Annotated in this window: 16 protein-coding genes and 1 riboswitch; of the genes, 8 read left to right on the top strand and 8 right to left on the bottom strand. The window is 62.5% G+C overall.

From position 1 onward, the window contains the following. Window positions 1–15: 15 nt before the first annotated feature. The 3 genes from gcvP to gcvT form a co-directional block, all read right to left on the bottom strand. Window positions 16–2862, bottom strand: a complete 2847-nt coding sequence (gene gcvP, locus O4H31_RS17195; RefSeq protein WP_269347775.1) for an aminomethyl-transferring glycine dehydrogenase — start codon at window positions 2860–2862, stop codon at window positions 16–18. 111 nt (window positions 2863–2973) lie between these two features. Further along, window positions 2974–3333: a glycine cleavage system protein GcvH gene (gene gcvH, locus O4H31_RS17190; RefSeq protein ID WP_269347773.1), complete on the bottom strand. Its 360-nt coding sequence runs from the start codon at window positions 3331–3333 to the stop codon at window positions 2974–2976. 21 nt (window positions 3334–3354) lie between these two features. Further along, window positions 3355–4488: a glycine cleavage system aminomethyltransferase GcvT gene (gcvT, locus tag O4H31_RS17185; protein WP_269347772.1), complete on the bottom strand. Its 1134-nt coding sequence runs from the start codon at window positions 4486–4488 to the stop codon at window positions 3355–3357. A gap of 149 nt (window positions 4489–4637) precedes the next feature. Further along, window positions 4638–4724, bottom strand: a riboswitch (glycine riboswitch). 98 nt (window positions 4725–4822) lie between these two features. Between gcvT and O4H31_RS17180 the strand changes: the two genes are divergently transcribed. Beyond that, the gene (locus tag O4H31_RS17180; protein WP_269347770.1) at window positions 4823–5413 is read left to right on the top strand and encodes a gamma-glutamylcyclotransferase family protein; all 591 of its coding nucleotides are present in this window, start codon (window positions 4823–4825) and stop codon (window positions 5411–5413) included. A gap of 73 nt (window positions 5414–5486) precedes the next feature. Here the strand turns inward: O4H31_RS17180 and gltX are convergent, their stop codons facing one another. Next, the gene (gene gltX, locus O4H31_RS17175) at window positions 5487–6824 is read right to left on the bottom strand and encodes a glutamate--tRNA ligase (protein ID WP_269347769.1); all 1338 of its coding nucleotides are present in this window, start codon (window positions 6822–6824) and stop codon (window positions 5487–5489) included. Between the two features lie 65 nt (window positions 6825–6889). Continuing rightward, window positions 6890–8464, bottom strand: a complete 1575-nt coding sequence (locus O4H31_RS17170) for an MORN repeat-containing protein (RefSeq protein ID WP_269347767.1) — start codon at window positions 8462–8464, stop codon at window positions 6890–6892. A 204-nt stretch (window positions 8465–8668) separates the two neighbouring features. Between O4H31_RS17170 and O4H31_RS17165 the strand changes: the two genes are divergently transcribed. The 3 genes from O4H31_RS17165 (at window position 8669) to O4H31_RS17155 (ending at window position 11524) form a co-directional block, all read left to right on the top strand. Continuing rightward, window positions 8669–10144 carry a nitrilase-related carbon-nitrogen hydrolase gene (locus tag O4H31_RS17165; RefSeq protein ID WP_269347765.1) on the top strand — a complete coding sequence of 492 codons (1476 nt, stop codon included), beginning with the start codon at window positions 8669–8671 and terminating at the stop codon, window positions 10142–10144. Window positions 10145–10373: 229 nt separating this feature from the next. Next, window positions 10374–11054 (top strand): DUF1236 domain-containing protein, encoded by a 681-nt coding sequence (locus O4H31_RS17160; RefSeq protein ID WP_269347763.1) that lies wholly within the window; start codon window positions 10374–10376, stop codon window positions 11052–11054. A gap of 104 nt (window positions 11055–11158) precedes the next feature. Further along, entirely contained in the window at window positions 11159–11524 is a 366-nt protein-coding gene (locus O4H31_RS17155; RefSeq protein WP_269347761.1) for an antibiotic biosynthesis monooxygenase family protein, read from the top strand. A gap of 6 nt (window positions 11525–11530) precedes the next feature. Here O4H31_RS17155 and O4H31_RS17150 read toward each other — a convergent pair whose 3' ends face one another. Both O4H31_RS17150 and O4H31_RS17145 read right to left on the bottom strand, forming a co-directional pair. After that, the gene (locus O4H31_RS17150; protein WP_269347759.1) at window positions 11531–13057 is read right to left on the bottom strand and encodes a cryptochrome/photolyase family protein; all 1527 of its coding nucleotides are present in this window, start codon (window positions 13055–13057) and stop codon (window positions 11531–11533) included. Then, on the bottom strand, window positions 13054–13722 hold the full coding sequence (locus tag O4H31_RS17145; protein WP_269347757.1) for an SDR family NAD(P)-dependent oxidoreductase: 669 nt from the start codon (window positions 13720–13722) through the stop codon (window positions 13054–13056). Before O4H31_RS17145 ends, O4H31_RS17150 begins: the two co-directional genes overlap by 4 nt. A 296-nt stretch (window positions 13723–14018) precedes the next feature. On the opposite strand from O4H31_RS17145, the gene O4H31_RS17140 reads away from it, so the two are divergent. Then, entirely contained in the window at window positions 14019–15587 is a 1569-nt protein-coding gene (locus O4H31_RS17140) for a 2-isopropylmalate synthase (RefSeq protein ID WP_269347755.1), read from the top strand. Window positions 15588–15851: 264 nt separating this feature from the next. On the opposite strand, the gene O4H31_RS17135 is transcribed toward O4H31_RS17140, so the two are convergent. Beyond that, window positions 15852–16433: a VOC family protein gene (locus tag O4H31_RS17135; protein WP_269347753.1), complete on the bottom strand. Its 582-nt coding sequence runs from the start codon at window positions 16431–16433 to the stop codon at window positions 15852–15854. A 190-nt stretch (window positions 16434–16623) separates the two neighbouring features. On the opposite strand from O4H31_RS17135, the gene O4H31_RS17130 reads away from it, so the two are divergent. The 3 genes from O4H31_RS17130 to O4H31_RS17120 all read left to right on the top strand — a co-directional run bounded on the left by O4H31_RS17130 (window position 16624) and on the right by O4H31_RS17120 (window position 19180). Then, a complete protein-coding gene (locus tag O4H31_RS17130) occupies window positions 16624–17670 on the top strand; it encodes a rod shape-determining protein (RefSeq protein ID WP_040700660.1) in 1047 nt (348 codons plus the stop codon). Between the two features lie 71 nt (window positions 17671–17741). After that, window positions 17742–18644 carry a rod shape-determining protein MreC gene (mreC, locus tag O4H31_RS17125; RefSeq protein WP_269347750.1) on the top strand — a complete coding sequence of 301 codons (903 nt, stop codon included), beginning with the start codon at window positions 17742–17744 and terminating at the stop codon, window positions 18642–18644. Next, a complete protein-coding gene (locus tag O4H31_RS17120; protein WP_269347748.1) occupies window positions 18641–19180 on the top strand; it encodes a rod shape-determining protein MreD in 540 nt (179 codons plus the stop codon). Before mreC ends, O4H31_RS17120 begins: the two co-directional genes overlap by 4 nt.

Raw genomic sequence — 19180 nt, 5'->3', positions numbered from 1 at the left:
GTCTTGGTGGTCTGATCACTCCGCCGCTTCGGCGTAGTCCTCCAGCGGTGGGCAGGTGCAGATCAGGTTGCGGTCGCCGTGCACGTTGTCGACGCGGTTGACCGGCGGCCAGTATTTGTCGACGCGGAAGGCACCGGGAGGGAAGCAGCCCTGTTCGCGGCTGTAAGGCCGGTCGCCCCATTCCACCACCAGATCCTCCACCGTATGCGGTGCGTTTTTCAGCGGGTTGTTGGCCCGGTCCATCCGGCCCTCTTCGATCTCGCGGATTTCCTCGCGGATCGCCAGCATGGCGTCGCAGAAACGGTCCAGCTCGGCCTTTGTCTCGGACTCCGTCGGTTCCACCATCAGCGTGCCCGCCACCGGCCAAGACATCGTCGGCGCGTGAAAGCCGCAGTCAACCAGACGCTTGGCGACGTCTTCGTTGGTGATGCCCGCGGTTTCCTCATAGGGGCGCACGTCGATGATGCACTCATGCGCCACCCGACCGCTCGGCCCTTTATAGAGCACGTCATAGGCCCCTTCGAGACGCTTGGCGATGTAGTTAGCGTTAAGGATCGCGGCGCGGGTCGCCTGCGTCAGACCGTCACCGCCCATCATCAGGCAGTAGGACCAAGAGATCGGCAACAGCGAGGGCGAGCCGTAAGGCGCCGCCGAGACCGCGGCCCCCTCTTCGTTCGGGTGGCCCGGCAGATGCGCGATCAGATGCGATTTCACACCGATCGGACCCATGCCGGGGCCGCCGCCGCCATGCGGGATGCAGAAAGTCTTGTGCAGGTTGAGGTGGCTTACGTCGCCGCCCAGATCGCCGGGGCGGGACAGGCCCACCATGGCGTTCATATTCGCGCCGTCGATATAGACCTGACCGCCGTGGTCATGGGTGATCTTGGTCACCTCATGCACGGTTTCCTCGAACACGCCGTGGGTCGAAGGATAGGTGATCATGCAACCGGCAAGGTTCTCACTGTGCTGCTCAGCCTTGGCGCGGAAATCGTCGAGGTCAATGTCGCCATTGGGCGCGGTCTTGATGACCACAACCTTCCAGCCGACCATCTGGGCGGAGGCCGGGTTGGTGCCATGGGCGCTCATCGGGATTAGGCAGATGTTGCGATGCCCCTCGCCCTTGGCGCGGTGATAGGCGGCGATGGTCAAAAGCCCCGCATATTCGCCCTGCGCGCCCGAGTTTGGCTGCATCGAAATCGCGTCATAGCCGGTGATCTCGCACAGCTTGTCCGACAGATCGTCGATCATTTCCTGATAGCCAAGCGCCTGATCGGCGGGCACGAAGGGGTGAATGAGCGAGAATTCACGCCATGTCACCGGCATCATCTCAGCCGCTGAGTTCAGCTTCATTGTGCAAGACCCCAGCGGGATCATCGCGCGGTCCAGCGCCAGATCGCGGTCGGCCAAGCGGCGCATGTAGCGCATCATCTCAGTCTCGGCCCGGTTCATGTGGAAGATTGGGTGCGTGAGGTAGTCGCTCGTGCGGACCATCGCGTCGGGCAGACGGTACTCAGGCGTGAAATCATCATCCGCCTGACGGATGCCAAAGGCGCGCCAGACCGCTTCGATGGTGTCGGGACGGGTGCGCTCGTCCAGCGTGATGCCAACCTTGGTCGCGCCCACACGGCGCAGGTTGATGCCTTCGTCCACGGCGGATTTCATCACCGCGGCCTGCAAGGGGCCGACCTCGACGGTGACCGTGTCGAAATAGCTCTCGGGCTGCACGTCAAAGCCCGCGGCCTCCAGGCCCTTGGCCAGACGCACGGTCTTGCGGTGGATGCGCTGCGCGATGGCCTTCAAGCCTTCCGGCCCGTGGAACACGGCATACATCGACGCCATGACGGCCAGCAGCGCCTGCGCGGTGCAGACGTTCGAGGTCGCCTTCTCGCGGCGGATGTGTTGCTCGCGGGTTTGCAGCGACAAGCGGTAAGCGCGGTTGCCATGGGCGTCGATGGACACCCCAACAATCCGCCCCGGCATGGCGCGCTTCATGGAATCCTTGCAGGCCATATAAGCAGCATGCGGGCCGCCATAGCCCTCGGGCACACCGAAACGCTGCGTGCTGCCCACGGCGATGTCGGCCCCCATCGCGCCCGGCTCTTTCAGCAGGGTCAGCGACAATGGGTCGGCGGTAACGATGCCCACGGCCTTGGCCTCGTGCAGGGCCGCCATGTGATCGGTGAAGTCGCGCACATGGCCGTAGGTGCCCGGATACTGGAAGATCGCGCCAAAGACTTTTTCCGCGTCCATTTCTTCGGGTTCACCGACGATGACCTCAATGCCCAAAGGCTCGGCCCGGGTCTTCATCACTGCGATGTTCTGCGGGTGGCAATTGCTGTCGATAAAGAAGCCCTTGGCCTTGGATTTCGAACTGCGCAGCGCCATGGTCATCGCCTCGGCGCAGGCCGTGGCCTCATCCAGAAGCGACGCATTGGCGATTTCCAACCCGGTAAGGTCGCTCACCATGGTCTGGAAATTGAGCAACGCTTCCAGGCGGCCCTGCGAAATCTCGGGCTGATAGGGCGTGTAGGCGGTGTACCACGCGGGGTTCTCTAGAATGTTGCGCTGGATCGCCGGAGGCGTGACGGTGCCGTGATAGCCCTGCCCGATCAGGCTGGTGAGCACCTTGTTCTTGCCCGCAACCTTGCGCATGTGCTCAAGCACCTCACGCTCGCTCATCGCCTTGCCGAAATCAAGCGGCTGTTTCGCACGGATCGCCTTGGGCAGCGTGTCATCGATCAGCGCGTCGAGGCTTTCGGCGCCCACGGTGTCGAGCATCTGCGACATTTCGGAAGGGGACGGGCCAATGTGACGCCGGTTGGCGAAGTCATATGGCAAATAGTCGGTGGGCTTAAAGCTCATATCGGGTTCCTCGTCACGGCGCGGCAGCGGCGCCCCCTGTTTGTGGTGCGCCGCCCAAAGGCGACGCAATAGATCAGTTCAAGATGCCGGACCTGCCGACATCAAAGCCGTTTAGCCGATAAATTTTTGATAGGTTGCTTCGTCCATGAAGTCGTCCATCTGGCTGGCATCGGTGAACTTCATCTTAAAGAACCACGCATCGCCCTGCGGATCATCATTCACCATGCTGGGGTTGTCGGTCAGCGCAGAGTTCACCTCGGTGATTTCACCGTCAATGGGGGCCAGAATGTCCGACGCCGCCTTGACGGATTCGATCACGACCACCTCGTCATCCTTGCTAACGACGGTGCCTTCCTCGGGCAGTTCCACGAATACCACATCGCCCAACTGCTCGGCGGCGTGTGTGGTGATGCCTACGACCACTTCGTCACCCTCGACGCGCAGCCATTCATGTTCTTCGGTAAATTTCATATCGGATTTCCCTGTGTAGATTCAGCGTTTGAAGTTCGCCGCGACGAACGGCATTTTCGTGACAGTCAGTGGCAAGCGCTTGCCGCGCACCTCGCCCCAAAGCGGCGAGTCGACCTTCGCATGCTCGGCGGTGACATAGCCCATGGCAACGGGGCCGCCAACCGTCGGCCCAAAGCCGCCAGAGGTCACTGTGCCAACCTCATTGCCGCCCTCGGCTGCATCGAAAATCGCCACACCTTCACGCATCGGCGCCCGGCCCTCGGGCAGCAGCCCCACCCGTTTGCGTGGCGCACCATCGGCCAGTTGTTGCAAGATCACACCGGCACCGGGGAAACCGCCCGCACGCTCGCCATCGTTGCGCCGTACCTTCTGGATCGCCCAGTTCAGCGCCGCCTCAACCGGCGTGGTGGTGGTGTCGATGTCATGACCATAAAGGCACAACCCGCCCTCTAACCGCAGACTGTCACGCGCGCCCAGACCAATGGGCTCGACCTCTTCCAGCGCCAAAAGCTTGCGCGCCAAGGCCACGGCATCATCATTAGCGACCGAAATCTCGTAGCCGTCCTCTCCCGTATAGCCCGAGCGCGACAGGGTGACGGTGATCCCGTCAATGTCGACATCCTTGGCAACATCCATAAATTTCATATCCGCCACCAAGGGCTGCAAGCGGGCCAGCGCCGCTTCGGCCTGCGGCCCTTGAAGGGCCAGCAACGCACGGTCATCCAAGACCTCGATGTCACAACGGTCCGACAGCGCCTCTTTCATCAGAGCAATGTCATCATCCTTGCACCCGGCATTCACAACAACGAACAGATGATCACCCAGATTGGCCAACATCAGATCGTCCAAGATACCACCCGTGGCGTCCGTGAACATCGCATAACGCTGGCGCATCTCGGCAAGCCCCAACACATCAACCGGCACGAGGCTCTCCATCGCCAAGGCCGCATCATCATAGCTGCCAGACTTGGCCCGCAGGACGACCTGCCCCATGTGGCCCACATCGAACAACCCAGCGGCGGCGCGGGTGTGCAGATGTTCTTTCATCACGCCAAGGGGGTATTGCACGGGCATTGAATAGCCCGCAAAGGGCACCATCTTGGCCCCCAGTTCCACATGCAAATCATGCAATGCCGTCTGCTTGAGATCGCTCATCCGGTTCGCCTTTCCTGTCCCTTCCGGATGACCTTTTGACCATGCCGGCACCTTAGCGCCGCTAACGCTGCGCATGATGCCCCCTCTGTCCTTCCGCCTGAGATCGTTATCCCTTCGGCGTGCGCATCCGCGCATCTCTCCAGAGTCTTGGTCACGTCACGGTCCTGGGGCCTGAGAGTTTCCGGGGCGGTTGCTCCTTCGGCATCGGCGTTAACCGATTCTCCCGTGACGATTGGGCCTTTCGTATGCCGCCGCATACCTCTGCGTCAAGCATGCTTGTGGCCGGATACGACACATGTTTTGGTGCGCGCGACAAATACAGGACCTTTCGCGCATGACCCCCTATTTTTTTGGCTACGGTAGCCTCGTGAATCGCAACACCCACAGCTACCCCGATGCCCGGCCCGCCCGGCTCGATGGCTGGCGGCGCAAATGGGTCCGCGCCGAAGGGCGCGACATCGTCTACCTCTCTGTGGTGCAAGATCAAAGCACCCGCATCGACGGGCTCATCGCCGCCGTGCCGGGTGCGGATTGGGCGGCGCTGGACCAGCGTGAATACAGCTACGAACGCCACGCCTCAGGCGGTGCCGTGGTCCATGATCTGGTCCCCGCACCCGATATCGCCCATTACGCCATCCCGCTCGAAATCGCGATCGACCACGGCGATCACGTGATCCTGCTAAGCTATCTTGATGTTGTGGTCCAAGGCTTCCTGCACGAGTTCGGCACCGATGGCGCGGCGCGCTTCTTCGACACCACCGAAGGCTGGGACACACCTATCCTGAACGACCGCGCAGCCCCCCTTTACCCGCGCCACCAGACCCTAACGCCAGAAGAAACGGCCGTGGTCGATCACCACATCGACCGCTTGTCGCTACAGGTGAAATCACGCGACGAAGTCCCCTTCACAAAGAAGAACTTCTAACCGCTCCAGTTCATCCTTTTTCAAATACCCGCGGGGGTCCGGGGGCAGCGCCCCCGAATGCCCTCGGCCCGCCTCAACCGCGTGCTTTGACGGTCTGGAGCAACGGCAGAACCTGCGCCATCTCTGGCCCGTGTTCCTGCCCCGTCAGCGCCAAACGCAGGGGCCGGAACAACCCACGCCCCTTGCGCCCGGTGGCCTCTTTGACCGCGGCGGTCCAGCTTGACCACGTAGTTTCATCAAAGGGCATCTCCGGGAGCAGCAGCATGGCCTGAGCCACGAATTCGCGGTCTTCCTCGGCAATCACCGGCTCGGCCCCGTCGCGGAACATGGCCCACCATGGTCCCAAATCCTTCAGCGTCGAGATATTCTCGCGGGTAACCGCCCAGAACTGCGCGGCTTTGTCCTCCGGCACGCCAAGGGCGGTGATGTCGTCTTTCACGGCCTCAAGCGGCAGTTGCTGCAGGTAGCGCCCGGTCAGCGGGAACAGATCCTGTACGTCGAACTTGGTCGGCGCCGAGCCGAAGCGGTTGATGTCGAAACCCTCGATCAACTCCGCCATATCCGTGCGCAGCTCCACCGGATCAGAGGACCCCAACCGCGCCATCAGGCTCAGCAGCGCGAAGGGCTGAACCCCCTGCTCGCGCAGATCACGCAGGGCCAGCGTGCCAAGGCGCTTGCTCAGCGCCTCGCCCTGCGGGCCGGTGAGCAGCGAGTGGTGCGCGAAGGAGGGCACCGCCCCATTGCCAAGCGCCTGCATGATCTGGATCTGGGTCGCGGTGTTGGTCACATGGTCCGACCCGCGCACCACATGGGTCACGCCCATCTCGGTGTCGTCCACGACGCTCGCCAAGGTATAAAGGATCTGCCCATCGCCACGAATGAGTACGGGGTCACTAACCGAGGCCGCGTCGATTGAGATATCGCCCAAGATACCGTCATCCCATTCGATCCGCTGGTGATCGAGCTTGAACCGCCAGACACCATCACCGCGCTCGGCGCGCAGCGCGGCTTTCTCTTCGTCGGAGAGGTTCAGCGCGGCGCGGTCATAGACCGGCGGCTTGCCCATGTTGAGCTGTTTCTTGCGCTTGAGGTCCAGCTCTGTCGGCGTCTCGAAAGCCTCATAGAAACGGCCCTTTTCGCGCAGGTCTTCGGCGGCGGCATGATAGCGGTCCAGGCGTTCCGACTGACGCTCGACCCGGTCCCATTCCAGCCCCAACCATTCAAGGTCTTGCTTGATGCCGTCGACATATTCTTCGCGGCTGCGCTCGGGATCGGTGTCGTCGATGCGCAGGATGAAAGTGCCGCCCGCCTTGCGCGCGATGAGGTAGTTCATCAGCGCGGTGCGCAGGTTGCCCACGTGGATATAGCCAGTGGGGGACGGGGCGAAACGGGTGATCGTTGGGTTGGACATCTGGCGTACTCCTGTTGCGCGCGGGCTTGCCACAGGGCGCGGGCGTTGTCCAGCAAAGGCGGGGGTCAGCCGCCGTCTGCCGGGGTGCCGGTCGGCGCGGGCACAACCTCGGAGGTGTCTTCCTCGGCGCTTTGCTCAGGGGCCTCCTCTGCGGCGGCTCCTTCTTCACCGGCAGTTTCCGCCGGGGTCGCATCCGCGGGCGGCGTCTCTTCCTCGGGTGCTTCTGCCTCGGCTTCCGGCGCTGCCTCAGCAGCCCCATCACTCAACGCGCCGTTCTCCCAATCGCCCGAGGCTTCTTCGCCGCTGGCATAGCGCATGGTGCCGCTGCCCTGCCGCTTGCCCGCCTTGAACGTGCCCTCATAGACATCGCCATTGGCATAGGTCGCCACGCCCTGTCCTTCGATCTCTCCCTCGGTCCACTCGCCTTCGTAGACGAAACCGCTGGCCATGGTGATCTTGCCCTGACCGTGACGCTGCCCATTTCTGAACGCACCTTCATAGACCGTGCCGTCGGGATAAGTCGCCTTGCCCTGCCCATGGCGCTGACCATCCTGCCAGCCGCCCTCATAGCGGTAGCCATCGGCATAGGTCATCACCCCTTGGCCGTGGTTGCGGGCGTCTTTGAATTCGCCCTCATAGACCACGCCATTGGTATAGGTGGCGATGCCTTCGCCTTCGATCACGCCGGCGACCCATTCGCCTTCATAGGTGGAGCCATCGGGATAGGTGATCTTGCCCGTACCATCGGCCAGATCATTGCGGAAGGTGCCGACATAGACCGACCCGTCGGGATAGGTCACCTGCCCCTCGCCTTCGATCTGCCCGGCGACCCAAGAGCCGGTGTAGACATAGCCATCGGTACCGGTAAACGTGCCCTGACCGTCGCGGCGGTCATCCTTGAAGTCGCCTTCATAGGTGTCGCCGTTTTCATAGGTGACCTTGCCCTTGCCTTCACGGCGGCCCGCGACCAGCGTGCCTTCGTAGATATCGCCATTGGGCTGGGTCAGCGTGCCGGTGCCGTCAATCTGGCCGTCTTTCCACAGGCCGACATAAATCAGACCGTCGGGCATGGTCAGCGTGCCCTCGCCACTGCGTTTGCCGCCTTCGATCTCGCCTTCATAGACCGCGCCATCGGGGTAGGTGATCGTGCCAACGCCCTGTTTGACGCCATCAATCCAGTCGCCTTTGTATTCATAGCCGCCGGGGCTTTGCATCACGCCCTTGCCGTGGTGCTTGGCATTGCGGAACTCACCCTCATAGCGCACGCCATTGGCATAGATCGCCACGCCTTGGCCCATGATCGCGCCCGCTTCCCATTCGCCCTCATAGGTGCCGCCATCGGCAAAGGTGATCTTGCCCAATCCGTCCGGTTTGCCCTTGGCAAAATTACCCTCATAGACCGAGCCATTGGGGAAACGCGCGACGCCTTCGCCCTTGATCTCACCCTCGACCCATTCGCCGGAATATTCATAGCCATTAGGCAGCTTATAGGTGCCGCTGCCATGCTGAAGACCGCCTTGAAAGGTGCCTTCATAGATGCCGCCGTCGTCATATTCCTTGGTCAGCACCTGCCCGTCCTGCGCCGCAAGCGGCGTGGCCAGAAGAGCGATCAGACAGAGGGGCAAGCTGCGGTGCAACATGGGCGGAATTTCCCGATCTCGTTAGGTATCATTTGCCCTGAGGTTACGGGTGATAGGCAGCAGAGGCAACGTGTTTGCAGGACAGGCGCGCCGGTTTCGGCGGATCCCGCGCACCCGGCGCGGCGGGCCAGCCTGCGCGCAGGGGTTTCGCCCTCGGCCCGATCTGCTACATCCAACCCACACCAGCCAGCCCGGAGCCTTTGCATGTCAGACCGTTTTCGCCTCACCCTCGGGCAATTGAACCCGACCGTCGGCGACCTGCCGGGGAACGCGGCACTGGCGCGCGAGGCATGGCAGTCCGGGCGCGACGCGGGCGCGCAACTGGTCGCCCTGCCCGAACTGTTCCTGACCGGGCATGATGCGAAAGCGCTGCTGCACAACCCGGCCTTTCAACGCGATGTCGTGACCCATCTTGAGGCGCTCGCCGCCCATTGCGCCGATGGCCCTGCCTTGGCGCTCGGCGCGCCTTGGGTCGAGGGGGCGAAGCTTCATAACGCCTACCTCATCCTACAGGGTGGCAAGATCGCCCAGCGGGTGCTTCAACACAGCCCCGCGCGGCACTCTCGCTTTGATGCAGGCCCGATCAGTGGCCCCTATGCGGTTGAGGGGCTGCGCATCGGCTCCCCCATCGGGGTGGATGGCTGGACTGGCGATGTGGCTGAGACGCAGGCCGAAACGGGGGCCGAGTTCCTTTTGATCCCTAATGCGGCCCCACATCAGCGCGGCGCGATGGACCGGCGGCTAAATCATATGGTCGCGCGGGTGACCGAGACGGAGTTGCCGCTGATCAGCCTTAATATGGTCGGAGGGCAGAATGAGGCGGTCTTTGATGGCGCGTCCTTCGCGCTGAACCCCGGTGGCAAGCTGGCGCTGCACCTGCCTGCCTTCGACAGCGCCATTGCCCATGTCGATCTGGAACGGGCACCGGAGGGTTGGCAGATCTTGGCCGGAGACCTCGCACCGCAGCCAAGCGCGCTGGAGCGGGATTACCGCGCTTTGGTTGTGGGCCTGCGGGACTATGTCGCCAAAGCCGGAGCCTCCAAGGTGCTGATCGAACAGACCGAGGGGTGTGATGCCGCGCTGGCCGCGACGATCGCAGGCGATGCTTTGGGGCCCGAAAATGTGCGCCAACTCGCGGTCCCGGTGGGGGGTGATTTACAGTCCACACTGCACGGCCGCCTCGCAGGGATTGGCGCGACGGTCGGCGCCGATCGCCTCGCCCTCCCCCTGCGCGGCCTGATGCTCCGCGCTTTGGCGGAGGATGCGGGGAAGATGCTGCTCACGGCACAGAACAAATCTGCGGCCGCCATGGGGCAGAGCGCGGTGCCGGGCGATTTCAATCCGGTCAAAGATCTGTACCAGACTGAGGTGCTGGCCCTTTGCCAATGGCGCAACACCACCCACCGCGTTTGGATGCGAGGCCCAGCCTCTGTGGCGTTTCCGCAGCGGGAACATTCTCGAGAAGATAGCGCAGTGGACGACATCCTGCGCATCTTGCAGGACAAGAACGGCAGCGTGGGGGACTGCGTAGCGGCGGGCTTTGACCAGCAGACCGCCCAAGAAGTCGCGGCGCGCCTTCTCAGCAATTCGCCGGGGAAAAATCGCTTTGCCCCCGGCCCGCGCGTCACGGCATCGCAGCCCAAGCACCCCTACCCCGCCCAGTGGCGCGACGGCTCATAACGCCCAGATCACACCTTTGGTTTCTCATCTTTCCCTGAGCGCGAGAGGCAAGCGATTTGCCGCCACCTGCCAGCAGGTTACCGCCCAATTATCAAGCGCCAGGAGCCAAAAACCGGGCGCTCCGATCTCCATGGGGAACGAACCCTTTCCTCCACAGTTGTCCAAACACGACCAACAACGGCGCTGGATTTCCCGCAGGGCACTCCCGCCGAACAGAAAGGGTTAAGAGATGAATATCGTTAAACTTGGAATGGTATCTGCCATCGCTTTGGGTGCCGCTGCACCTGTCTACGCACAGTCTGCCGAAGCCTATGCCGCAACCGATCTCAACATCCGTTCGGGCCCCGGCCCGCAGTACGACATCGTCGGTGTCATCCCCGGTGGCGAAGCCACTATGGTGGAAGGCTGCCTTGACGGCCAATCCTGGTGCCAAGTCAAATTTGGCGACGCGATGGGCTGGTCCTATTCTGATTACCTCGCCGTTGAAGTCGAAGAGCAGGCCGTGGCACTAACCACCCGCCCTGCGACCGTCGAAGTCGGCACCGTAACCTATGAAGACCCCGAAGGCACCGCCGAGAATGAGACCGAAGGCGCTGCTGCCGGTGCAACCCTTGGCGCGCTGACCGCATATGCCGTTGGTGGCCCGATTGGTGGCATCATCGCTGGTGGCATTGCAGGGGGTGCTGCAGGTTCTGCCGCGGCTGAGCCCGAAGAATCCACCATTACCTATGTGCGTGAAAACCCGGTTGAGACCGTGTACCTCGACGGCGAAGTCGTTGTCGGCGCAGGCATCCCTACGACCGTGACCACATATGAAGTGCCGGAGACCACATACCGCTATGTGAACATCAACGGCGCGACCGTGATCGTTGACAACGAGACGAACCTGATCGTCGACGTTGTGCGCTAAGTCGCAACAGGCTTGGTTAAAGAGGGCTCGGAGAGCGATCTCCGGGCCTTTTCTTTATCCGAAATTTAGGGCTAGCATGGTTGCAGCAATCTGAGGGAGCCACCATGATCGCCGTCATCTTCGAAGTCTTCCCCCACCCCGACCGCCGCGCGGAATATCTCGACATCGCGGCCAAGATGCGGCCTCTGTTGGATGAGGTGGATGGCTTTATCTCTGTCGAACGGTTTCAAAGCCTGACCAACCCCGAAAAGCTGCTGTCGCTCTCTTTTTTCCGCGATGAAGAGGCGGTGCAGAACTGGCGCAAGCTGACCGCGCATCGCGGCGCGCAGGCCGCGGGGCGCGAGGGGATCTTTACCGACTATCACCTGCGCATCGCCCATGTGATCCGTGACTATGGCATGTTCGACCGCGCAGAGGCACCACAGGACAGTCAGGATATCCATCCGCCACGGCCTGTAGCCGAGGGCTGAGCGGGCCTAGACCGTCTCCCCCGCCTCCAACCGCCGCAACCAGTTGCCCGCATCGCGCAAGACCGCCTCACGGCGGTCGGCATCCATGCGGTCCCACGTGGCATACATGTTTCTCATCCGCGCATTGCTCTGAAACCGCTCTCGGTGCCGGTCTAGGAAGTGCCAGTAAAGCAGGTTGAACGGGCAGGCTTTCTTGCCCGCCTTCGCGCTGACACTATAGCTGCACCCTTTGCAGTAGTCCGACATGCGATTGATGTAAGCCCCGGACGAGACATAGGGTTTCGAGGCGATGACCCCGCCATCTGCGAATTGGCTCATACCCACCGTGTTGGGCGCTTCGACCCACTCATAGGCGTCGGCGTAGACCTCCAGATACCATTCATGCACCTGATGCGGATCGATCCCCGCCAGCAAGGCGAAATTGCCTGTCACCATCAATCGCTGAATATGGTGGGCATAGGCGTATTTCTGGGTCTGCCCGATGGCCTGACGCAGGCAATTCATCTGCGTGTCGGCACCCCAGTAAAAGGCAGGCAAGTCGCGGTCGTGTCGCAGCACGTTGCGCGTCACATACTCCGGCCCTTCAAGGAAATAGATGCCCCGCACATATTCGCGCCAACCGAGGATTTGGCGGATGAACCCTTCGGCGGCGTTGATAGGCACAGCGCCCTCCTGCCACGCCTTTTCGGCGGCCCGGCACACCTCCAACGGGTCTAACAGGCCGAGGTTAAGGTACGGGGAGATCAGCGCGTGAAAGAGATAGGGCTGCCCTTCCAGCATCGCGTCCTGATAATCGCCAAATCGCGGCAGGGCGTGGGTGATGAAATGCGCCAAGACCTGCAGGGCCTCCGCGCGCGTGGTGGCAAAGTCAAAGGGGTGCAGATCACCGAAGTTGTCCCCATAGCGCGTCTCCACAAGGTCAAGCACCGCTTGGGTCTCAGCATCAGGCGCAAAGCTGATCGGCTCGGGGAACTCTAGCCCCTCCTTAGGGGGTTTGCGGTTGTCGTGGTCAAAGTTCCACTTACCGCCTGCGGGGTCCGCGCCCTCCATCAACAGGCCGGTCTCGCGGCGCATTTCGCGGTAGAAATACTCCATGCGCAGCGCCTTGCGTCCCTCGGCCCAATCTTCGAACCGTTTGCGGCTGGCGATGAAACGGTCGTCTGGCAAAAGGCGGGTGGGGATCGGCGCATCGGTCAGCGTGTTGATCAGACGCCATTCCCCTGGCTCGGTCGCGATTATCTCGCCCGCGCCGGTCTCCTCCGCCCGGCGGAGCAGCTCGCCGACGAGAGAGCCCGCGTTTTCGGGATCATCCAGCCGGGTATAGCGCAAGCTCCAACCGTCATCCTCCAACTTGCGGGCAAATTTGCGCATCGCGGCAAAGACCAGTGCGATTTTCTTGGGGTGGTGACGGACATATTCCGCCTCCTGCGCGACTTCGGCCATGACCACCACATCGCGCGCCTTGTCGGCCTCGCGCAGCGATGACAGGTTGAGGGAGAGTTGATCGCCCAACACCAAGATCAAACGGCTCACCACGGCACCGCCTTTCCGGCCCAGTCGAAGAACCCGCCGCTCTCCTCCGGGGTCAGCCCGTCGATCACCCGCAGCAGATTGTCCGCAGCCTCCGCCGGCGGCACCGCCGGATGGCGGCCCAGATATTTTTCGGTAAAGGGGGTTTCCACGGTGCCGGGATGCAGCGCCACGCAGATGCTTTGCGGATGGCTGCGGCTGAGCTCGATCGCGGCGGTGTGCACGATTTGGTTCACCGCCGCCTTGGCGCTGCGGTAGCTGATCCAACCGCCCAGACGGTTGTCCCCGATGGAGCCGACCCGCGCCGAAAGCACGGCGAAAACCGCCCGCCTGTCGCGGGGCAAGAGCCGCCCCGCGTGTCGCAGGATCAGCGCCGGGCCGACCGCGTTGAGCGCGAATTGATCCAGCATCGCCTTTTGCGTGATGGCCCGCAGCGACTTTTCCGGGGCTGCCCCGTCGATCTCCAAAGCACCTGTGGCGACGATCACCGCGTCGAAGGAGCCGGTAAGCCCCTCCAGCGCAGCATTGACCGATGCCTCATCCATTAGGTCCAGCCCATCGCTGGCGCGAGAGAGCGCCGTCACCGTATCGCCGCGCGCGCGCAACGCCTCGCTCAGCGCCGCGCCGATCCCGCCGCTGGCTCCGATCACCAGCACCCGCGCGCTCATGCCGCCGTCCATGGTATCGCTTGTCGCCGCATCCTGATCTCCCTTGCTTATAGGCAGATAGGTGGCGCTGGCGCAGGGGCAAACAAAAGCCGCAACACCCCCTTTTCATTTGAAAAGACGGGCGTATAACTACGCCTATGACACAGGCCGTCCATATCCCGACCCTGCCGCGCGACCGCGCGGGCCTGCTGCGCGCCACCTTGCTGCTACTAATTCGCCTCTGAGCGTGCCCTTCGGCGCGCCCGCTCAGAGGGATGTGTCGCGCGCCAAGGATACCAGCAAAGAAAGAACCCAGGATGACAGATATGACGAAACAGGACCGTGTGCTGATTTTTGACACCACCTTGCGGGATGGCGAACAGTCCCCCGGGGCGACGATGACCCATGCCGAAAAGCTGGAGATCGCGCAGCTTTTGGATGAGATGGGCGTCGACATCATCGAAGCGGGTTTTCCCATCGCCTCTGAAGGCGACTTTAACGCGGTGAGCGAGATCGCCCGCCAAAGCCAGAACGCCGTGATCTGTGGCCTTGCCCGCGCGCAACTGGGCGACATCGACCGATGCTGGGAAGCGGTGAAACACGCCCGCCAGCCGCGCATCCACACCTTCATCGGCACCTCGCCCCTGCACCGCGCGATTCCGAACCTGACACAGGATGAGATGGCCGACCGCATCCATGAGACCGTGACCCACGCGCGCAACCTCTGTGACAACGTGCAATGGTCGCCGATGGACGCGACACGGACCGAGCTTGATTACCTCTACCGCGTTGTCGAGATCGCCATCAAAGCCGGGGCCACCACGATCAACATCCCCGACACCGTGGGCTATACCGCCCCGCGCGAAAGCGCCGATTTGATCGCGAAGCTCTTGGAGAACGTGCCCGGCGCGGATGAGATCATCTTTGCCACCCACTGCCACAACGACCTCGGCATGGCGACAGCGAACTCGCTCGCCGCCGTTGAAGCAGGCGCGCGGCAGATCGAATGCACCATCAACGGTCTGGGCGAACGCGCGGGCAACACGGCGCTCGAAGAGGTCGTCATGGCGCTGAAAGTGCGCAATGACATCATGCCTTACGAGACGCGCATCGACAGCCGCAAGATCATGAACATCTCGCGCCGGGTCGCTGCTGTTTCAGGCTTCGCGGTACAGTTCAACAAGGCCATCGTCGGCAAGAACGCCTTTGCCCATGAGAGCGGCATCCACCAAGACGGCATGCTGAAGAACGCCGAGACCTTCGAGATCATGCGCCCCGAGGACGTGGGTCTCACCGAGACCAATATCGTCATGGGCAAGCATTCGGGCCGCGCCGCGCTGCGTTCCAAGCTCGAAGACCTCGGGTTTGAATTAGGCGATAACCAGCTCAAGGACGTTTTCGTGCGGTTCAAGGAATTGGCCGACCGTAAAAAGGAAATCTACGAGGATGACCTGATCGCGCTGATGCGCACCGCGACCGACCCTGAAGAAGACCGCATTCGCCTGAAATCCCTCAAGGTCGTTTGCGGCACCGATGGCCCACAGACCGCCGATATGGTGCTGGAGATCGATGGTGCGGAGCAGACCACCAACCAAACGGGCGATGGCCCCGTCGATGCGGCGTTCAACTGCATCAAGGCGCTGGTGCCGCATTCCGCGCGCTTGCAGCTTTATCAGGTGCATGCGGTGACCGAGGGTACCGACGCGCAGGCGACGGTTTCCGTGCGGATGGAGGAAGAGGGCCGGATCGTGACCGGTCAGTCGGCGGATACCGATACCGTGGTGGCGAGTGTGCGGGCGTATATCCATGCGTTGAACCGTCTGTTGGTGCGGCGTGAGAAGGGCGGCACGGACAAGCGCGAGATCAATTATAAAGATGTGAGTTGATGCGGAGGGCGGGGGAAACCCCGCCCTTTTTATTTGCGGAGGGGTATTACCCCAAACCTTCGCCTCATTGAACGGCTAAAGCTGTAGATCGAGGGCCAGCGCCTGCCCGCGGGTCGGCGATCCAACGCTACGTTGGTGCCACTTTATGGTGCAGCCGTGATGTGCGTCCTCTAGGTCACACCCAGCCTTACCAAATCGCCTACCCGTCCGGGCGGGCAGGCGATGGCCCGGCGCCTGCGGCTTGATTCCGGGCCCGGTGTCACTTCAATAAGGGTTCTTCGCCCCGCGATCCGTGCTCAGCGACGCCTGCCCCCGCTCCACGATCTTCACGACCGCATCCGCCAGATGCTGCCGCTGAATATGATCCTCCCCCGCCGCCACGCGCAACTTGTGCGCCTCCAGCATCACCTCGGCATGGCTCGACCCACGCGGCGGGATAAAGGTGTAGCAGGCCAGTTCGATCAACAGCCCCAACGGATCCTTGAAATAGATCGAATGCATGAAGCCGCGATCCTTGACCCCCGAATGCCCGATGCCCCGCGCCTCCAACCGCGCTGGCACCTGATCGAATATCGCGCGGTCCACTTCAAAAGCCAAATGATGCACGCAGCCCGGATCCATCGGCGTGCGGTTGTGCACCCGCTTGCGGGTCTCATTAGTAAAGATCGTGATCAGCCGCCCATCGCCGGGATCGAAATACAAATGCCCTTCATCCGGGTCATCCAGATTGGGCTGGTCAAAGATGAAAGGCATCCCCAAAACCCCTTCCCAAAAGTCGATCGAGCTTTGCCGGTCGGCCCCGGAAAGAGTGATGTGATGCACCCCAAGTGTCTGTATCTTTCGCATGGTATTGCTGCCCTCCGCCCGCGCTGCGCCCTAAATATACCGCTCTATGATAGCGCGGCGGCAATATCGCGCCACCTTTGCGGTCTTGCCCCTTTCACCCTGACCCTGTGCGCCCTATAAGAGCCAATAGCCCGCGCGTGGTCCCATGCTGGCGGGCCTGTCCGAATATTTGCAAGGCTCCGCTACTGTTATGTCCATCCTCGATCAATTCCGCGGCCTGTTCTCCTCCGATATGGCGATCGACCTCGGCACCGCGAATACGCTGGTTTACGTCAAGGGTAAGGGCATCGTGCTGAGCGAACCTTCGGTTGTCGCCTATCACGTCAAGGATGGTGTCAAGAAAGTGCTCGCCGTGGGCGAAGACGCCAAGCTGATGCTGGGCCGGACCCCGGGCAGCATCGAGGCGATCCGCCCGATGCGTGAAGGGGTCATCGCCGACTTCGACACCGCCGAGGAGATGATCAAGCACTTCATCCGCAAGGTGCACAAGCGCTCGACCTTCTCCAAGCCCAAGATCATCGTCTGCGTCCCCCATGGCGCTACCCCGGTTGAGAAACGTGCGATCCGCCAGTCGGTTCTGAGCGCTGGCGCGCGCCGCGCCGGGCTGATTGCGGAGCCCATCGCCGCTGCCATCGGTGCGGGCATGCCGATCACCGACCCAACCGGTAACATGGTCGTCGACATCGGCGGCGGTACAACTGAGGTGGCGGTGCTTTCTCTGGGCGACATCGTTTACGCACGCTCTGTCCGTGTCGGCGGCGACCGGATGGACGAAGGCATCATCAGCTACCTGCGCCGCCAGCAGAACCTGCTGATCGGTGAGACGACTGCCGAGCGGGTGAAAACCTCCATCGGCACCGCGCGGATGCCCGACGACGGGCGCGGCACCTCGATGCAGATCCGGGGCCGTGACCTGCTGAATGGTGTGCCTAAAGAGATCGAGGTGACGCAGGCCCAGATCGCCGAGGCGCTGGCCGAGCCAGTGCAGCAAATCTGCGAAGCGGTGATGACCGCGCTGGAAACCACCCCGCCGGATTTGGCCGCCGACATCGTCGACCGGGGCGTGATGCTGACGGGCGGCGGTGCGCTGCTGGGTGATCTTGATCTGGCGCTGCGTGAACAGACGGGCCTTGCGATATCGGTCGCGGATGAGCCGCTGAACTGTGTGGCTCTCGGCACCGGCAAGGCGCTGGAATACGAGAAACAACTGCGCCACGCGATCGACTACGACAGTTAACACTGGCAGATTAGCCAGACCCGGCACGCGGCGACACCGCCCCGCCTGTCCGGGTGGGAGTTTCGGCACAGATGGCCAAGGACCGTTCCAGTTCCAGCGATTTCACCGGCCCCCTGCGCCGGTTGCTGCTGGCTGTGCTGGTGTTGGCGCTGGTCGGGATTTTCCTGCTTTGGCGGATCGACAGCCCCCGCGTTGAACGCTTCCGCGCGCAGGTGACGGATCGTTTCGTGCCCAACCTCGATTGGGCCATGGCCCCTGTTACCGGCACGATCAACCTGCTACGCGATTTTCAAAGCTACCAACGTCTGAGCGAACAAAACCGCGAGCTGCGTTCGGAACTGCGGCAGATGCAGGCGTGGAAAGAGGCGGCCTTGCAGCTTGAGCAAGAGAACGCGCGCCTGCTGGACCTTAACAACGTGCGGCTTGACCCGCGGCTTACCTTCATCACCGGCACCGTGCTGGCCGACAGCGGCTCGCCCTATCGCCAATCTGTGCTGCTGAACGTCGGCGCGCGGGATGGGCTGGTTGAAGGCTGGGCGACGATGGACGGCATCGGCCTCGTGGGCCGCATCGCGGGCGTGGGCAAGAACACCGCGCGCGTGATCCTGCTGACCGACGCTTCCAGCCGCATTCCGGCGACGATCCAGCCTTCTGGCCAGCGGGCCATCGTGGCGGGCGACAACAGCGCGGCTCCACCGCTCGACTTCATTGAAAACCGCGAGTTGGTGCGCCCCGGTGACCGGGTGATCAGCTCGGGCGATGGCGGGGTGTTCCCCGCGGGCATCCTGATTGGCCAAGTCGCCGCCGATCCGGGTGGACGGCTACGCGTAAGGCTGGCTGCGGATTACGAGCGGCTTGAGTTCCTGCGAGTGCTGCGCCACCACGGCAATGAGAAAGTGCCTGACACCGCCCATGTCATTACCTCCGATGGCCCATTGGCCGAACCGGCAGCGCCCCTAGGGGTGGAGCAATGACCGATCTGTCGCGCAGCCGGCTTTGGGTCATGCGCCTGAGCTTTGTGGCGCTGGCGCTGGTGATCCTGTTTTTCCACCTCCTCCCGCTTGAGACGATTCCGCGCAGCTGGGCGGGGCCGGACCTGCTTTTGGGCTTTGCCTGCGCTTGGGCGCTGCGGCGGCCTGAATATGTGCCCGCGCTGTTTCTGGCCTTGGTCTTTTTGCTGGCGGATCTCTTGCTGCAACGCCCGCCCGGCCTTTGGGCGGTGCTGGCCTTGATGGGGGTCGAGAACCTGAAATCGCGGGGGCGGCACCTGCGGGATGCAAGCTTTGCCGCCGAATGGCTGACCGTGGCTGTGATCCTGACCATGGTGATCTTTGCCAACCGTATTTTGCTAAGCCTTGCGCTGGTGCCCACGCCCGCCATGACGCTGAACCTCACGGAATTGGCACTGACGACGCTCGCTTATCCGCTGATCGTGGCGGTGACCCATGGTATCATGGGCGTGCGCAAGACCGCGCCGGGCGATCTGGACGCGCTTGGCAAACGGGTGTGA

It is taken from the genome of Sulfitobacter dubius (assembly GCF_027214245.1).
Classification (GTDB): Bacteria; Pseudomonadota; Alphaproteobacteria; order Rhodobacterales; family Rhodobacteraceae; genus Sulfitobacter; species Sulfitobacter dubius_A.
The sequence above is the reverse complement of the archived record's forward strand: the minus strand, read 5'-3'. Positions and strand labels throughout refer to the sequence as shown.

Excerpts from the sequence above, each read along its gene's own strand:
- gcvP (WP_269347775.1), bottom strand. The coding sequence starts at position 2,862 with ATGAGCTTTAAGCCCACCGACTATTTGCCATATGACTTCGCCAACCGG.
- O4H31_RS17155 (WP_269347761.1), top strand. The coding sequence starts at position 11,159 with ATGATCGCCGTCATCTTCGAAGTCTTCCCCCACCCCGACCGCCGCGCG.
- O4H31_RS17130 (WP_040700660.1), top strand. The coding sequence starts at position 16,624 with ATGTCCATCCTCGATCAATTCCGCGGCCTGTTCTCCTCCGATATGGCG.
- O4H31_RS17140 (WP_269347755.1), top strand. The coding sequence starts at position 14,019 with ATGACAGATATGACGAAACAGGACCGTGTGCTGATTTTTGACACCACC.
- O4H31_RS17165 (WP_269347765.1), top strand. The coding sequence starts at position 8,669 with ATGTCAGACCGTTTTCGCCTCACCCTCGGGCAATTGAACCCGACCGTC.
- O4H31_RS17135 (WP_269347753.1), bottom strand. The coding sequence starts at position 16,433 with ATGCGAAAGATACAGACACTTGGGGTGCATCACATCACTCTTTCCGGG.
- O4H31_RS17120 (WP_269347748.1), top strand. The coding sequence starts at position 18,641 with ATGACCGATCTGTCGCGCAGCCGGCTTTGGGTCATGCGCCTGAGCTTT.
- O4H31_RS17170 (WP_269347767.1), bottom strand. The coding sequence starts at position 8,464 with ATGTTGCACCGCAGCTTGCCCCTCTGTCTGATCGCTCTTCTGGCCACG.
- gcvT (WP_269347772.1), bottom strand. The coding sequence starts at position 4,488 with ATGAGCGATCTCAAGCAGACGGCATTGCATGATTTGCATGTGGAACTG.
- mreC (WP_269347750.1), top strand. The coding sequence starts at position 17,742 with ATGGCCAAGGACCGTTCCAGTTCCAGCGATTTCACCGGCCCCCTGCGC.
- gcvH (WP_269347773.1), bottom strand. The coding sequence starts at position 3,333 with ATGAAATTTACCGAAGAACATGAATGGCTGCGCGTCGAGGGTGACGAA.
- O4H31_RS17180 (WP_269347770.1), top strand. The coding sequence starts at position 4,823 with ATGACCCCCTATTTTTTTGGCTACGGTAGCCTCGTGAATCGCAACACC.
- O4H31_RS17160 (WP_269347763.1), top strand. The coding sequence starts at position 10,374 with ATGAATATCGTTAAACTTGGAATGGTATCTGCCATCGCTTTGGGTGCC.
- O4H31_RS17145 (WP_269347757.1), bottom strand. The coding sequence starts at position 13,722 with ATGAGCGCGCGGGTGCTGGTGATCGGAGCCAGCGGCGGGATCGGCGCG.
- gltX (WP_269347769.1), bottom strand. The coding sequence starts at position 6,824 with ATGTCCAACCCAACGATCACCCGTTTCGCCCCGTCCCCCACTGGCTAT.